At 67.0% G+C, this 14,207-nt stretch carries 15 protein-coding genes; 14 read left to right on the top strand and 1 reads right to left on the bottom strand.

Annotated elements, in window-relative coordinates; all coding sequences use genetic code 11:
• Position 1 precedes the first annotated feature (1 nt).
• The 4 genes from hisF to G6N20_RS07910 all read left to right on the top strand — a co-directional run bounded on the left by hisF (position 2) and on the right by G6N20_RS07910 (position 2,981).
• The gene (gene hisF, locus G6N20_RS07925; RefSeq protein WP_083046039.1) at positions 2 to 805 is read left to right on the top strand and encodes an imidazole glycerol phosphate synthase subunit HisF; all 804 of its coding nucleotides are present in this window, start codon (positions 2 to 4) and stop codon (positions 803 to 805) included.
• Positions 802 to 1,149, top strand: coding sequence for a phosphoribosyl-AMP cyclohydrolase (hisI, locus tag G6N20_RS07920; RefSeq protein WP_083046040.1), 348 nt, complete (start codon positions 802 to 804; stop codon positions 1,147 to 1,149). Before hisF ends, hisI begins: the two co-directional genes overlap by 4 nt.
• A gap of 114 nt (positions 1,150 to 1,263) precedes the next feature.
• The gene (locus tag G6N20_RS07915) at positions 1,264 to 1,617 is read left to right on the top strand and encodes a hypothetical protein (RefSeq protein ID WP_083046041.1); all 354 of its coding nucleotides are present in this window, start codon (positions 1,264 to 1,266) and stop codon (positions 1,615 to 1,617) included.
• 209 nt (positions 1,618 to 1,826) lie between these two features.
• Positions 1,827 to 2,981, top strand: coding sequence for a PPE family protein (locus tag G6N20_RS07910; protein WP_083046042.1), 1,155 nt, complete (start codon positions 1,827 to 1,829; stop codon positions 2,979 to 2,981).
• Positions 2,982 to 3,004: 23 nt separating this feature from the next.
• On the opposite strand, the gene G6N20_RS07905 is transcribed toward G6N20_RS07910, so the two are convergent.
• Positions 3,005 to 3,469 carry a peroxiredoxin gene (locus G6N20_RS07905; protein ID WP_083046043.1) on the bottom strand — a complete coding sequence of 155 codons (465 nt, stop codon included), beginning with the start codon at positions 3,467 to 3,469 and terminating at the stop codon, positions 3,005 to 3,007.
• A 314-nt stretch (positions 3,470 to 3,783) separates the two neighbouring features.
• Here G6N20_RS07905 and G6N20_RS07900 point away from each other — a divergent pair, with 314 nt between their 5' ends.
• The 10 genes from G6N20_RS07900 to G6N20_RS07855 all read left to right on the top strand — a co-directional run bounded on the left by G6N20_RS07900 (position 3,784) and on the right by G6N20_RS07855 (position 14,195).
• Positions 3,784 to 5,334, top strand: a complete 1,551-nt coding sequence (locus G6N20_RS07900; protein WP_083046044.1) for an anthranilate synthase component I — start codon at positions 3,784 to 3,786, stop codon at positions 5,332 to 5,334.
• 25 nt (positions 5,335 to 5,359) lie between these two features.
• Positions 5,360 to 5,956: a TIGR02234 family membrane protein gene (locus G6N20_RS07895; protein ID WP_083046045.1), complete on the top strand. Its 597-nt coding sequence runs from the start codon at positions 5,360 to 5,362 to the stop codon at positions 5,954 to 5,956.
• Positions 5,957 to 6,036: 80 nt separating this feature from the next.
• Positions 6,037 to 6,855 (top strand): indole-3-glycerol phosphate synthase TrpC, encoded by an 819-nt coding sequence (gene trpC, locus G6N20_RS07890; protein ID WP_083046046.1) that lies wholly within the window; start codon positions 6,037 to 6,039, stop codon positions 6,853 to 6,855.
• A gap of 35 nt (positions 6,856 to 6,890) precedes the next feature.
• Positions 6,891 to 8,177, top strand: coding sequence for a tryptophan synthase subunit beta (gene trpB, locus G6N20_RS07885; protein ID WP_083046047.1), 1,287 nt, complete (start codon positions 6,891 to 6,893; stop codon positions 8,175 to 8,177).
• A 2-nt stretch (positions 8,178 to 8,179) separates the two neighbouring features.
• Positions 8,180 to 8,989: a tryptophan synthase subunit alpha gene (trpA, locus tag G6N20_RS07880; RefSeq protein WP_083046105.1), complete on the top strand. Its 810-nt coding sequence runs from the start codon at positions 8,180 to 8,182 to the stop codon at positions 8,987 to 8,989.
• A 5-nt stretch (positions 8,990 to 8,994) separates the two neighbouring features.
• The gene (locus tag G6N20_RS07875; protein WP_372516346.1) at positions 8,995 to 10,644 is read left to right on the top strand and encodes a prolipoprotein diacylglyceryl transferase; all 1,650 of its coding nucleotides are present in this window, start codon (positions 8,995 to 8,997) and stop codon (positions 10,642 to 10,644) included.
• Positions 10,645 to 10,978: 334 nt separating this feature from the next.
• Positions 10,979 to 11,380, top strand: a complete 402-nt coding sequence (locus G6N20_RS07870) for an NINE protein (protein WP_083046049.1) — start codon at positions 10,979 to 10,981, stop codon at positions 11,378 to 11,380.
• On the top strand, positions 11,370 to 11,774 hold the full coding sequence (locus G6N20_RS07865) for a DUF2752 domain-containing protein (protein WP_083046050.1): 405 nt from the start codon (positions 11,370 to 11,372) through the stop codon (positions 11,772 to 11,774). The genes G6N20_RS07870 and G6N20_RS07865 overlap by 11 nt, the downstream gene beginning before the upstream one ends.
• Before the next feature lie 76 nt (positions 11,775 to 11,850).
• Positions 11,851 to 13,269: a pyruvate kinase gene (gene pyk, locus G6N20_RS07860; RefSeq protein WP_083046051.1), complete on the top strand. Its 1,419-nt coding sequence runs from the start codon at positions 11,851 to 11,853 to the stop codon at positions 13,267 to 13,269.
• Between the two features lie 14 nt (positions 13,270 to 13,283).
• Positions 13,284 to 14,195 carry an acyl-CoA thioesterase II gene (locus G6N20_RS07855; RefSeq protein ID WP_083046052.1) on the top strand — a complete coding sequence of 304 codons (912 nt, stop codon included), beginning with the start codon at positions 13,284 to 13,286 and terminating at the stop codon, positions 14,193 to 14,195.
• Positions 14,196 to 14,207: the final 12 nt, after the last annotated feature.

Raw genomic sequence — 14,207 nt, 5'->3', positions numbered from 1 at the left:
CATGTATGCCGACGGTGACCTTCCGGGCGATGGGGGCCTTGCGGTACGCGTGATCCCGTGTCTGGACGTCGACGACGGGCGGGTGGTCAAGGGTGTCAATTTCGAGAACCTCCGCGACGCGGGTGATCCCGTGGAGCTGGCCGCCGTCTACGACGCCGAGGGGGCCGATGAGCTCACCTTTCTCGACGTGACCGCGTCGTCGTCGGGCAGGGCCACCATGCTGGAGGTGGTGCGCCGCACCGCCGAGCAGGTGTTCATTCCGCTGACGGTGGGCGGTGGCGTGCGCACCGTTGCCGACGTCGACGTATTGCTGCGCGCGGGGGCCGACAAGGTCTCGGTCAACACCGCCGCGATCGCCCGCCCCGACCTGCTGGCCGACATGGCAAGGCAATTCGGCTCCCAGTGCATTGTGCTGTCGGTCGACGCCCGCACGGTGCCCGCCGGCCGCGCGCCGACGCCGTCGGGTTGGGAGGTGACCACCCACGGCGGCCGTCGGGGCACCGGCATCGACGCGGTCCAATGGGCGGTCCGCGGCGCCGATCTCGGGGTGGGGGAGATCCTGCTGAACTCGATGGACGCCGACGGCACCAAAGCCGGTTTCGACCTGCCGATGCTGCGCGCGGTGCGCGCGGCGGTCACGGTGCCGGTCATTGCCAGCGGTGGCGCCGGGGCGGTGGAACACTTCGCGCCCGCGGTGGCCGCGGGGGCAGATGCGGTCCTAGCGGCCAGTGTCTTTCACTTCCGGGAGCTGACGATCGGGCAGGTGAAGGCGGCCCTGGCGGCGGCGGGGATCACGGTACGATGACGCTCGATCCGCAGATCGCCGCTCGCTTGAAGCGCAACGCCGAGGGGTTGTTCACCGCCGTCGTCCAGGAGCGCGGCAGCGGGAAGGTGTTGATGGTCGCCTGGATGGATGACGACGCGTTGGCCCGCACCCTGGAAACCCGTGAGGCCACCTACTATTCGCGATCACGCGGCGGGCAGTGGGTCAAGGGCGCGACGTCCGGCCACACCCAGCACGTGCACTCGGTGCGCCTGGACTGCGATGGGGACGCGGTGTTATTGACGGTCGACCAGGTCGGCGGGGCCTGCCACACCGGAGACCACAGTTGCTTCGACGCCGTCGTGCTCATGGAGCCCGAGGACTAACCGGCGCGGCGAGTCGACGACGCGCGATTCGCCGCGATTCGTGATAGAGTGGGCGCCACTGTGAGCCCCACCGACCGACATAGGCCGACATGGCCACGGTTTGTTCTTGCCCTCATGACAGCGATTTCTGTGCTGGCGGGCGTAATCGGTTATGGATCACTGCTATTCGGCGACAGTGAATCTGTCAGCGCACCTGCTGTGCTGGTCTCGCAGGGTAGCGGCGACGTCGAGCGAACGGATCCGACCCGCGCCGCGTCGCCAGTAGCCGAACAGGGGTCCGCCAGCGTATCGCCGTTCCACGCGCTGCCGCCGCGGGTGCGGGCAGTGCTATTGCAGCGCTGGCCTTCCGCGCCGGCTCTAGCAGCCGCGCCGTGGTGGCACCACGTCGGCGTGGCCGCCGCCTGGGCACCGATCACCCATCTTGCCAATCGGGATCTCCTGACCAAGTTCTGCGTCACCCGCCATTAATCGGCTAGCGCCAGGCTGTTGTGCCGCTATGCGGTGACAGCCGGGGTGCGCAGCGTCCGCCGCTCCTATTGCCCGTTCGGGCTCGCGCGTAGGTATCGCACGCCTGGATCGCGCGGCGGCGGAACACATTTCAAATTCAAATATTTGAATTCTTTAGGAGAACTTCATGCCTGTGGTCGCTATTGACCGCAATTCAAAGGCGGGTAGAGATGGATTTTGGGTCGCTACCGCCTGAAATCAATTCCACCCGCATCTATGCCGGTCCCGGTTCCGGACCGATGCTGGCCGCCGCGGCGGCCTGGGATGTGCTGGCCGCCGAGCTGATCACAGCGGCCTCGGGTTATCAGGCGGTGACCGCGCAGCTGGCCAGCGGACCGTGGCTGGGCGCGGCGTCGGTGTCGATGCTGGGTGCGGCAGGAATCCAAGTCAGCTGGCTACACACGACGGCTACTCACGCTGAGCAGACCGCGACACAAGCCCGGGTCGCTGCGGGCGCATACGAGGTCGCGCGCGCGACGTCGGTGCCCCCGCCGATGGTCTTCGCCAACCGCGCGCTGCTGATGGCGCTGATCGCGACCAACATCCTGGGGCAGAACACCCCGGCGATCGCGGCCACCGAGGCACATTACGGCGAAATGTGGGCCCAGGATGCCACCGCGATGTACGCCTACGCCGCATCGTCGGCGTCGGCCGCGAAGGTGACACCGTTTGCCCCACCCGCTGCAACCACCAACCCGGCCGGTCTGGCCGGCCAAGCCGCCGCGGTCGCTCAAGCCGTCGGCAGCGCGGCCGGGATCCGCGCCCAGGAGACCGTGGCCGCTGGGCAGCAACTGGTGTCGGCGGTGCCGCGGGCCTTGCAGGGACTCGCATCGCCGGGCTCTGGCTCGCGGCTCTCGTCGCTGACCTCGCGCCTGGCCGACCTGGAATCCCTGGCCGGGCCGGGCAGCGACGCGGCGTCAACGGTTGTGGGTGCCATCACGGATGCGCTGAACCTGGCGGGGGCCGCCAACTCGGCCCAAACGGTGGCGGGCGCCGGTGTTCAGGCGGTGGGATCCGGCCTGGGCGCGCTGACGTCGGCCGCACCGTCGGGCCTGGGCGGCGGTCCGGGGGTCACCGCAGGTGTGGCCCGGGCGGCGACGATCGGAGCGCTGTCGGTGCCGCCGAGCTGGGCTTGGGCTGCTACGGGCGGCCCTATCGGTACGGCGCTGTCCAGTACCGGCGGGATCGGCGTCCCGGTTGCGGGGCAGGCGGGCGTGCCCCTCATGCCGGTCGCGGGTCTGCCGACCCGCGGTGCTGGCGCGGACGCGTCTTCCCGATTCACGCTGCGTGCCAACGTTGTTCCGCGCCCACTGGTAGGTGGATGAGTTGCTTTGCTGCGCTGGTGCAGCTAAGCCGATCGAAGAGCGCGCAGCGTCTGGAGAGCCTTGTCGGCGTGCGCATGCATGCTGAATTCGTTGGAGATCACGTTGAGCACCTTGCGGTCGGTGTTGATCACAAAGGTGGCGCGTTTAACCGGCATGAGGTTGCCTAGCAGACCGCGCTTGACTCCGAATTGGGTGGCGACGATGCCTTCGGTGTCGGACAGCAGCGGGTAGTCGAAATGCTGGGTTTCGGCGAACTTGGCCTGCTTTGCCACGGGATCTGCACTGATGCCCACTCGGCTGGCCCCGACCGTGGCGAATTCCTGAGCCAAGTCGCGGAAGTGGCAGGCTTCCTTGGTGCAGCCGGGTGTCATCGCCGCCGGATAAAAGAACAGCACGACGGGTCCGTTGGAAAGCAATTCGCTGAGCTTACGAGGCGTGCCCGTCTGATCGGGGAGCTCGAAGTCGGCCACGGTGTCACCTGTTTTCATGGGCGTCAGGCTACGCCGGATCGGCTGACTCCTCCGCGGGCCGCGCAAGCGGCCCGCATGGGCGTCAGGCTACGCCGGATCGGCTGACTCCTCCGCGGGCCGCGCAAGCGGCCCGCATCGTCGTCAGCGGTGCCGGATCGGCTGACTCCTCCGCGGGCCGCGCAAGCGGCCCGCATCGTCGTCAGCCGTGCCGGATCGGCTGGGCTGTTGTACGCCGAGCCTGTAGTTAGCGCGCAGCGTACTCGTACTTCTGCGCGCCAACTACAGGCTCGCGTCTTTGGCCGCCCGCGCGGCCCGTCTGGGAGGATGATTCGGTGCACGCCAACCTGGAAGCCACAACCACGCGGGGCGATTTCCACGCGCTGGCGGCCGAGCACCGCGTGGTTCCGGTGACTCGCAAGGTCCTGGCCGACAGCGAGACTCCGCTGTCGGCCTACCGCAAGCTCGGCGCCAACCGGCCGGGAACATTCCTGCTCGAGTCGGCCGAGAATGGCCGGTCGTGGTCGCGGTGGTCGTTCATCGGCGCTGGGGCGCCGACGGCTTTGACCGTGCGTGACGGCCAAGCGGTCTGGCTGGGCGCCGTGCCGAAGGATGCGCCAACCGGCGGTGACCCCCTGCATGCGCTGAGGGCGACCCTGGACCTGTTGGCTACCGCGGCCCCCAGCCCGTCCGAGCCGGGGCTTCCGCCGCTATCGGGCGGCATGGTCGGCTTCTTCGCCTACGACATGGTGCGGCGGCTGGAGCGGCTGCCCGAATTGGCCGTCGATGATCTCCATCTCCCGGACATGCTGCTGTTGCTGGCTACCGACCTCGCGGCGGTGGACCACCATGAGGGCACCATCACCCTGATCGCCAACGCCGTGAATTGGAACGGCACCGATGAGCGCGTCGACTGGGCCTACGACGACGCGATCGCGCGGCTGGACGTCATGACCGCCGCCCTCGGGCAGCCACTGCCGTCGACCGTCGCGACCTTCAGCAGACCCGAGCCCCAACACCGCGCGCAGCGCACCGTGGACGAATACGGCAAGATCGTCGAGTACTTGGTGGACCAGATCGCCGCCGGTGAAGCCTTCCAGGTGGTGCCCTCGCAGCGCTTCGAGATGGACACCGACGTGGCTCCCATCGACGTGTATCGAATGCTGCGGGTAACCAACCCAAGCCCTTATATGTACTTGCTTCACGTGCCGAATGGTGCTGGCGCAATTGACTTTTCGATCGTCGGATCCAGTCCGGAGGCGTTGGTCACGGTGCACGACGGACGCGCGACGACGCACCCGATAGCCGGAACCCGGTGGCGGGGGCAAACCGACGACGAGGACCTGGCGCTGGAAAAGGAGCTGTTGGCTGACGACAAAGAGCTTGCCGAGCACCTGATGCTGGTGGACCTCGGGCGCAACGATCTGGGCCGGGTATGCACGCCCGGCACGGTCCACGTCGAGGACTACAGCCACATCGAACGCTACAGCCATGTCATGCACCTGGTATCTACGGTGACCGGGATGCTGGCCGAGGGCCGCACGGCTCTGGACGCGGTGACGGCCTGCTTCCCGGCCGGGACGTTGTCGGGCGCACCGAAGGTGCGGGCCATGGAGCTCATCGAAGAGGTCGAGAAGACCCGCCGCGGTCTGTACGGCGGGGTAGTGGGTTACCTCGACTTCGCCGGTAACGCCGACTTCGCGATCGCCATCCGCACCGCGCTGATGCGTCACGGCACGGCCTACGTGCAGGCCGGGGGTGGGGTCGTGGCCGACTCCAACGGGCCCTACGAATACAACGAGGCGAGGAACAAGGCGCGCGCGGTGCTCAATGCGATCGCCGCCGCCGAGACGCTGACCACGCCGGAGGCGGGCCGCAGTGGCTGACGCTCGGCCTGGCTCAGGTCGGCTGATGATCGGGATGGCCCAGGTGCTGCTGGTGGTTGCCGCCGGGGCGCTGTGGATGGCGGCGAGGCTGCCCTGGGTTGTCGTGCGGTCGTTCGACGGGTTGGGGCCGCCCAGGGAGGTGACGCTGTCCGGAGCGTCGTGGTCCACCGCGCTGCTGCCGTTGGCGATGTTGCTGCTGGCGGCCGCCGTCGCGGGGCTGGCGGTGCGCGGCTGGCCGCTGCGGGTGTTGGCGGCGCTGCTGGGGGCCGCGAGCTTTCTGGTCGGCTACCTGGGCATCAGTTTGTGGGTGATCCCGGACGTGGCGGCGCGCGGCGCCGACCTCGCGCATGTGCCGGTGGTGACGTTGGTCGGAAGCGCGCGCCGGTACGTCGGCGCGGCAGCGGCGGTGCTGGCCGCCGCATGCAGTCTGGCCGCCGCCGTGCTGTTGATGCGCTCGGCAACGCCGGCTCACGCGGGGGCGAGGAAATATGCGGTGCCGACCGTGTGCCGCGAGGCGGCGGCCAACGAGTCGCAGCTATCGGAACGGATGCTGTGGGACGCTCTTGACGACGGCCGCGACCCCACGGATCGGCCGCAGGAGCCGGACACCGAGGGTCGGTGAAGGACCACGCGCCGGCGGTCGCTACCCTTCATGAACGTCGTCGAAATCGGCTGCGGATCGTCGGAAGGGAATCGGTAGGCATGAGTCCGGCAACTGTGCTCGACTCCATCCTCGAGGGGGTCCGGGCCGACGTTGCCGCGCGCGAAGCCATCGTGAGCCTGTCGGAGATCAAGGCGGCCGCCGCGGCGGCGCCGCCACCACTGGACGTGCTGGCCGCCCTGCGTGAGCCGGGCATCGGTGTCATCGCCGAGGTCAAGCGCGCCAGCCCGTCGGCGGGTCCGCTGGCGCCGATCGCCGACCCGGCGGAGCTGGCCCGTGCCTACGAGGATGGCGGCGCCCGGATCATCAGCGTGCTGACCGAGGAGCGACGTTTCCACGGGTCGCTCGACGACCTGGACGCGGTGCGAGCCGCGGTCTCGATTCCGGTATTGCGCAAAGACTTTGTCGTGCAGCCGTATCAGATCCACGAGGCGCGTGCGCATGGCGCTGACATGCTGTTGCTCATCGTCGCCGCCTTGGACCAGTCGGCACTGGTGTCGATGCTGGATCGCACCGAATCACTCGGGATGACCGCGCTCGTTGAGGTGCACACCGAAGAAGAAGCCGACCGGGCGTTGAAGGCCGGGGCCAAGGTAATCGGCGTGAACGCCCGCGATCTGACGACGCTGGAGGTTGACCGGGATTGCTTCGCGCGTATCGCTCCGGGGTTGCCCAGCAATGTGATCAGGATCGCCGAATCCGGTGTGCGGGGCACCGGTGATCTATTGGCATACGCCGGCGCGGGTGCCGATGCTGTCTTGGTCGGTGAGGGTCTGGTCAAGAGTGGTGATCCACGCGCGGCGGTTGCCGATCTGGTCACCGCAGGCACCCATCCGTCCTGTCCGAAACCGGCGCGCTAGCCGTCGATGAGCCGCGCGCATGTCGAGTCCTGGTGATGGCAGATCTAACTCGCCCGGATCTTCCGCGGACCAGTGCTGCCATTGCCGAACGGACCAGCCACGAACCCGATTCGGGTGGTCATTTCGGTGGCCCCAGTGGTTGGGGTGGCCGCTACGTCCCGGAGGCGCTGATGGCGGTGATCGAGGAGGTCACCGTCGCCTATGAGAAGGAACGCGTCAATCAGGATTTCCTGGACACCCTCGACAAGTTGCAGGCACACTATGCCGGCAGACCGTCGCCGCTGTACGAGACAACCCGGCTCGCCGAGCACGCCGGGTCGGCGCGCATCTTCTTGAAGCGAGAAGACCTGAACCACACCGGTTCTCACAAAATCAACAACGTGCTCGGCCAGGCGTTGCTGGCGCGCCGGATGGGCAAGACCCGCGTCATCGCCGAGACGGGCGCCGGCCAGCACGGGGTGGCCACCGCAACCGCGTGCGCGCTGCTTGGCCTGGACTGTGTCATTTATATGGGGGCCGTCGACACCGCGCGTCAGGCGCTGAACGTGGCGCGGATGCGCCTGCTGGGGGCCGAGGTCGTCTCCGTCGACACCGGCTCGAGGACACTCAAAGACGCCATCAATGAGGCGTTCCGGGACTGGGTCAGCAACGCTGACAACACGTATTACTGCTTCGGCACGGCTGCCGGACCGCATCCTTTCCCCACAATGGTGCGTGATTTTCAGCGAATCATTGGCATGGAGGCGCGTGTTCAGATCCAGGATCAAGCGGGCAGGCTGCCGGATGCGGTGGTGGCCTGTGTCGGTGGAGGATCCAATGCCATCGGGATCTTTCACGCGTTCCTCGACGATCCGGGTGTGCGCTTGGTCGGATTCGAGGCGGCGGGCGACGGTGTCGAGACCGGCCGGCATGCGGCCACACTCACCGGTGGTTCTCCCGGTGCATTCCAGGGATCGTTCTCCTACCTGCTGCAGGACGAGGACGGCCAGACCATCGAATCCCACTCGATCTCGGCGGGATTGGATTATCCGGGGGTGGGCCCGGAACACGCGTGGCTCAGCGAGACCGGGCGCGTCCAATACCGGCCGATCACCGATTCCGAGGCGATGGAGGCGTTCCGTCTGCTCTGTCGCGCCGAAGGCATCATCCCGGCCATCGAATCCGCGCATGCGGTGGCGGGCGCCCTCAAGCTGGGTGTTGAATTGGGAAGGGGGGCGGTCATAGTGGTGAATCTGTCGGGCCGGGGTGACAAGGATGTCGAGACGGCCGCCAAGTGGTTCGGCCTGTTGACACCCAACGGCGATGCGGGCGAGTCGGTTTGATGATGACTGTGCAGCAACGCCGGGCGAGTAGGCTGGGACCGCTTTTCGATTCGTGCCGGGCGGATGATCGCTCGGCGCTGATCGGATATCTGCCCACCGGTTACCCCGATGTGCCGACGTCTGTTCGGGCCATGGTCGCGTTAGTCGAATCCGGCTGCGACATCATCGAAGTCGGTGTGCCCTATTCGGATCCGGGTATGGACGGCCCCACCATCCAGCGGGCTACCGAGGCGGCGCTGCGTGGGGGAGTGCGGGTCCGGGATACCTTGGCCGCGGTCGAGGCGATCAGCAAAGCCGGTGGTAGTGCGGTGGTGATGACGTACTGGAATCCGGTGCTGCGCTATGGGGTTGAGGTATTCGCGCGAGATTTGGCGTCGGCGGGTGGGCACGGACTCATCACTCCCGACCTCATTCCCGAGGAGGCGCAACGGTGGCTTGCGGCATCCGACGAGCATCAGTTGGACCGCGTTTTTTTGGTGGCGCCGTCGTCGACGCCCGAACGATTGGCGAAAACCGTCGAGGCTTCACGCGGGTTCGTCTACGCCGCGTCGACAATGGGGGTTACCGGGGCGCGCGATACGGTTTCGCAGGCCGCGCCCACACTGGTGGGGAGGGTAAAGGCGGTGTCTGACATACCTGTCGGGGTCGGCCTGGGTGTGCGGTCGCGCGAGCAGGCTGCGCAGATCGGCAGCTATGCCGACGGGGTGATCGTCGGCTCGGCGCTGGTGTCGGCGTTGGGCGAGGGTTTGGCCAGCTTGCGTGCGCTGGCCGCGGACCTTGCCGCCGGTGTGCGCCAGAGGATGTCCGCGTGACGACGATCTGGCTCGCCTACTTCCCCAGTCCGCCGCGCGGAGTGTGGCACCTTGGGCCGCTGCCGATTCGCGCCTACGCGTTTTTCATCATCGCCGGGATCGTGGTGGCAATGCTGATCGGCGATCGGCGCTTTGTGGCCCGCGGCGGCGAGCGCGGTACGGTTTACGACCTCGCGCTGTGGATGGTGCCCTTCGGTTTGATCGGTGGCCGCCTCTATCACCTGGCTACCGATTGGCGGACATATTTCGGTGAGGGGGGTGCCGGGTTCGGCGCGGCGCTGCGTATCTGGGACGGGGGCTTGGGGATCTGGGGCGCGGTAGCCCTCGGTGCGGTGGGCGGATGGATCGGGTGCCGGCTTCGCGGAATTCCGCTGCCGCCCGTGCTCGACGCGATCGCCCCCGGGGTCATCTTGGCGCAGGCGATAGGTCGGCTCGGAAACTACTTCAACCAGGAGCTGTATGGCCGGGAAACCACGCTGCCGTGGGGCCTGGAGATCTTTTACCGTCGCGATCCCGCCGGATTCGTCGACGTGCATTCCTTGGATGGCGTCTCGACGGGTCAGGTGGCACTCGTCGTGCAGCCGACATTCCTCTACGAATTGCTATGGAACGTCTTGGTATTCGCCGCATTGATCTACTTGGACCGCCGCTTCACCTTCGGTCACGGGCGCCTGTTCGCGCTCTATGTCGCGCTGTACTGTGTCGGCCGATTCGGCGTCGAGTTGCTGCGTGACGACACCGCCACGCACCTCGCCGGCATCCGGATCAATTCGTTCACCTCGACTTTCGTGTTTATCGGGGCCGTGGTCTACGTCATTTTGGCGCCCAAAGGCCGCGAGGATCCGGCGGTCGTGCGCGGCCGGCCCGAGTTTGCCGAAGAGCTTCCGGAGCCCGAGCCCGCGGAGCTTGCCGCTGTTGCCGCGGCCTCGGCCGCGACCGCTGCGGCGCCTGTTGGTTCGGCGAAGGACGCCGAATCGGCTGATTCGGTCGAAACGGTGGCGTCTGCGGCAGCAGCCGAGCCGGAGCACGGGGAGGCCGAGGAGCCCGAGACTGCGACGGCCGAAGTTGCCGAGGCTGACGTGGGAGAGGCCCAGACTCTGCGGGCCGCGGTCGCCGAGCCTGAAGTCGAGGGGCCGCCAGCCGACGAGTCCGAAGCCACAGCGGGGGTTGCGGAGTCCGCGGGTGCGGATGCCGAGATCACCGAGGCTGACGTCGAGAAGCCTGAGACTGCCGAGGTCGAGGCCGAAGAGCCTGAGGCCCAAGCGGCTGAAGCCCAGCCGGAGGCTGAGGCCGAAGAGGCCGAGGCGGCCGAGCGTGACATCGCGGACCTGGCAGCAGCGCCGGAAACCGTTGAGTCCCAAGCCGAAAAACCTGTAGCCGAAGCGGTAACCGAGGAGCCCGAAGTCGCTAGCGCTGCGCTCGCTGAGTCCGAAGGACAGTCCGAGCCGGCGGCGGTGACCGAAGCAGCCGAAGAAGTCACGGCCGTTGTCGAAGCAGCTGAGCCGGTGACGACGACAGAGACCGCGACATCCAGCGAGCAAGAGCCGGCCGGTGACGGCGATAAGCCAGCCGCGAGCCCGACGTCGGAGGCGACTACCACCCGGCGGGGTTGGCGAGTCCGGCTGAGGAATCTGAGGCATCGGTCGGGCAGGTAGCGGCCTCCCAACGTAGGTGGAACATAACCTGGCCGTTTGCATCCTGGTGGTGCCGGTGTCCGTGGCAATGGCGAATCAGGCCCCGCAGCCGACGCGGGCCGCGACCGCGACCATCTGCTGGCATGTGATGCCAATAACGGGTGGTTTTGCTCCGAAGATGATGCGCATGCCAAGTCAACCCCGGGCTGCGTTGAATCTGTCTGCCCGGGCACAGTGCCGCGGTCACGGCGGCGCCGCCGATGACGAGCGGACGTTGCTCACCGGGGCAACCGCTGGGCAATGTCCGCCGCGGTAACTCGGGCGTGAAGGCGGGTGGACATGGCATGCTGAAACGGTGACCGACCAGCCGTGGTCTGGCGCGCCGCCCGGCTCGCCGCAGCAGCCACCGGGATACCCGCCGCCCTTTCCTCCGCAGTATCCGTCATATCCGCAGTACGCGGCGGGCGGCGCCTACGTCGACCCGTCGGCGCCCTTTGGTCGGCACCCCGTGAGCGGGAAGCCATACTCCGACAAATCGAAAACGGTTGCGGGTTTACTGCAGCTGCTTGGACTGATCGGGATCGCCGGTATCGGGCGCATCTACATCGGTCACACCGGGTTGGGTATCGCGCAGCTGCTCGTGGGCTGGCTGACATGCGGAGTGGGCGCGGTCATCTGGGGTCTTATCGACGCATTGCTGATATTGACCGACAATGTGAGCGACCCTTGGGGCCGCCCGTTGCGCGATGGAACCTAGTCTCCGTCGTCTTCGTCGCTGCGGTGCCGCGGGTTCGGCGGTGCTGCTGGCCGGCGCCCTAGGCTACATCGGACTCGTCGACCCGCATGACCCGCATTCGCCGTACCCACGGTGCCCGTTCAAGTTGCTCACCGGCTGGAATTGTCCCGCCTGCGGTGGTCTCCGGATGATGCACGATCTGCTGCACGGTGACCTAGCGGCCAGCATCAACGACAACGTCTTTGCGCTCTTCGGTATCCCGGTGCTAGCGGGTTGGGTTCTGCTGCGCCACCACCGCGGCCAGTCGTTGCGGCCGATACCGGTGATGATCACGGTGGCGGTCGCGATGATCGGGTGGACGGTGCTGCGTAACCTACCCGGCTTCCCCTTGGTACCGACGGTGCTGAGCGGGTAGCCGTCCGCGGTTCGGCCATTTGCGTAGCGTCTTCGAAACACCCCGATGCCAGCGAGCGGGACTATGCTTTGTCGTCGTGACTAGACGCGGAAAAATCGTCTGCACTCTCGGGCCGGCCACCCAACAAGACGACATGGTGATGGCCTTGGTCGAGGCCGGAATGGACGTCGCCCGAATGAACTTTAGTCACGGCAACTACGAGGATCACAAGGCCGCTTACGAGCGGGTCCGGGCGGCCTCCGATGCCACCGGGCGCGCGGTCGGTGTGCTTGCCGACCTGCAGGGCCCGAAGATCAGGTTGGGGCGCTTTGCCACCGGGCCCACCTACTGGGCCGACGGGGAAACCGTCCGAATCACCGTCAGCGACTGCCCAGGCAGCCATGACCGCGTGTCGACCACCTACAAGCGGTTAGCCATGGACGCGGCCGCCGGTGATCGGGTCCTGATCGACGACGGCAAGATCGGGTTGGTGGTCGATGGCGTCGAGGGTGACGATGTGATCTGCACCGTCGTCGAAGGTGGCCCGGTCAGCGACAACAAGGGCATGTCGCTGCCCGGGATGAAGGTGACCGCCCCTGCGCTGTCGGAGAAGGACATCGAGGACCTCACGTTCGCGGTGAACCTCGGCGTCGACATGGTCGCGCTTTCGTTCGTGCGCTCGCCGTCGGATATCGAGCTGGTCCACGAGGTGATGGACCGGATCGGCCGGCGGGTACCGGTGATCGCCAAGCTGGAAAAGCCCGAAGCCATCGACAATCTCGAGGCCATCGTGCTCGCGTTTGACGGCGTCATGGTGGCTCGCGGCGACTTGGGTGTCGAGCTGCCGTTGGAAGAGGTTCCGCTGGTGCAAAAGCGGGCCATCCAGATGGCCCGCGAAAACGCCAAGCCGGTCATCGTGGCGACCCAGATGCTCGATTCGATGATCGAGAACTCACGGCCGACCCGTGCCGAGGCGTCCGACGTCGCCAACGCCGTGCTCGACGGCGCTGACGCACTGATGTTGTCCGGCGAAACGTCGGTCGGGAAATACCCGTTGGCGGCGGTGCGGACCATGTCGAAGATCGTGTGTGCGGTTGAGGAGAATTCGACGGCCGCTCCACCGTTGACGCATGTGCCGCGCACCAAGCGGGGCGTGATCTCCTATGCGGCCCGCGACATCGGCGAGCGACTCGACGCCAAGGCCCTGGTCGCCTTCACGCAATCCGGCGACACCGTGCGGCGCTTGGCCCGCCTGCACACCCCGCTGCCGCTGCTGGCCTTCACCGATCTGCCCGAGGTACGCAGCCAACTGGCCATGACCTGGGGCACCGAAACGTTCATCGTCCCGCACATGAGGTCTACCGACGGGATGATCCGCCAGGTCGACAAGTCGCTGCTCGAGCTGGGCCGCTACAGGCGCGGTGACCTGGTGGTCATCGTCGCCGGCGCCCCTCCGGGCACAGTGGGCTCGACCAACCTGATCCACGTGCACCGGATCGGGGAGGACGACGTCTAATCCCAAAGGAGAGCATGCCCGTGGCGGCTGGCGATGAGCCGAATGCGCGAGAAAAACCGACATCGGATTTCGAGGAACTGCTGTCGGTACTGCATCTCCGCCGGGTCACCGACGACCGGTTCACCGGATCACATCCCAGCAAGAACCCGATGCGAACATTCGGCGGACTTCTCATGGCGCAGTCGTTCGTGGCGGGTAGCCGCACACTACCCCGTGCAGACCTGCCGCCCAGCGCGCTCTCGGTGCATTTCATCAACGGCGGCGACACCGCCAAGGACATCGAATTCCACGTCGTGCGGCTGCGCGATGAGCGCCGTTTCGCCAATCGGCGCGTGGACGCGGTCCAGGACGGAACCCTGTTGTCCTCGGCGATGATCTCCTACATGTCCGGTGGGCGGGGGCTGGAGCACTCCGTCGATCCGCCTCAGGTGGCCGAACCGCACACGCTGCCGACGATTGGCGAGCTGTTGCGCGGCTACGAGGACACCGTGCCGCACTTCGTCAACGCGCTGCGGCCCATCGAGTGGCGATACACCAACGACCCCGCCTGGGTGATGCGGACCAAGGGCGATCGGCTGCCCTACAACCGGGTCTGGCTCAAGGCCCTGGGTGCCATGCCCGACGATCCGGTGCTGCACACCGCGACGATGCTGTATTCCTCCGATACCACCGTGCTGGACCCGGTGATCACCACCCACGGGCTGTCGTGGGGTTTCGACCGCATCTTCGCGGCATCGGCCAACCACTCGGTGTGGTTTCACCGTCAGGTCAATTTCGACGACTGGGTGCTGTATTCCACGTCGTCGCCGGTGGCCGCGGACTCCCGCGGGCTGGGCAGCGGGCACTTCTTCGACCGCTCCGGGCAACTCATCGCCACGGTGGTCCAAGAGGGGGTGTTGAAGTACTTTCCTGCCGCTCCCCGATAGACACATGCGGTG

The sequence above is a fragment of the Mycobacterium shinjukuense genome (assembly GCF_010730055.1).
GTDB lineage: Bacteria > Actinomycetota > Actinomycetes > Mycobacteriales > Mycobacteriaceae > Mycobacterium > Mycobacterium shinjukuense.
Note: the sequence above shows the minus strand (reverse complement) of the source record. Positions and strands in the feature narration are given on the sequence as shown.

Excerpts from the sequence above, each read along its gene's own strand:
- hisF (WP_083046039.1), top strand. The coding sequence starts at position 2 with ATGTATGCCGACGGTGACCTTCCGGGCGATGGGGGCCTTGCGGTACGC.
- hisI (WP_083046040.1), top strand. The coding sequence starts at position 802 with ATGACGCTCGATCCGCAGATCGCCGCTCGCTTGAAGCGCAACGCCGAG.
- G6N20_RS07915 (WP_083046041.1), top strand. The coding sequence starts at position 1,264 with ATGACAGCGATTTCTGTGCTGGCGGGCGTAATCGGTTATGGATCACTG.
- G6N20_RS07910 (WP_083046042.1), top strand. The coding sequence starts at position 1,827 with ATGGATTTTGGGTCGCTACCGCCTGAAATCAATTCCACCCGCATCTAT.
- G6N20_RS07905 (WP_083046043.1), bottom strand. The coding sequence starts at position 3,469 with ATGAAAACAGGTGACACCGTGGCCGACTTCGAGCTCCCCGATCAGACG.
- G6N20_RS07895 (WP_083046045.1), top strand. The coding sequence starts at position 5,360 with ATGATCGGGATGGCCCAGGTGCTGCTGGTGGTTGCCGCCGGGGCGCTG.
- trpC (WP_083046046.1), top strand. The coding sequence starts at position 6,037 with ATGAGTCCGGCAACTGTGCTCGACTCCATCCTCGAGGGGGTCCGGGCC.
- trpB (WP_083046047.1), top strand. The coding sequence starts at position 6,891 with ATGGCAGATCTAACTCGCCCGGATCTTCCGCGGACCAGTGCTGCCATT.
- trpA (WP_083046105.1), top strand. The coding sequence starts at position 8,180 with ATGACTGTGCAGCAACGCCGGGCGAGTAGGCTGGGACCGCTTTTCGAT.
- G6N20_RS07865 (WP_083046050.1), top strand. The coding sequence starts at position 11,370 with ATGGAACCTAGTCTCCGTCGTCTTCGTCGCTGCGGTGCCGCGGGTTCG.
- G6N20_RS07855 (WP_083046052.1), top strand. The coding sequence starts at position 13,284 with ATGCCCGTGGCGGCTGGCGATGAGCCGAATGCGCGAGAAAAACCGACA.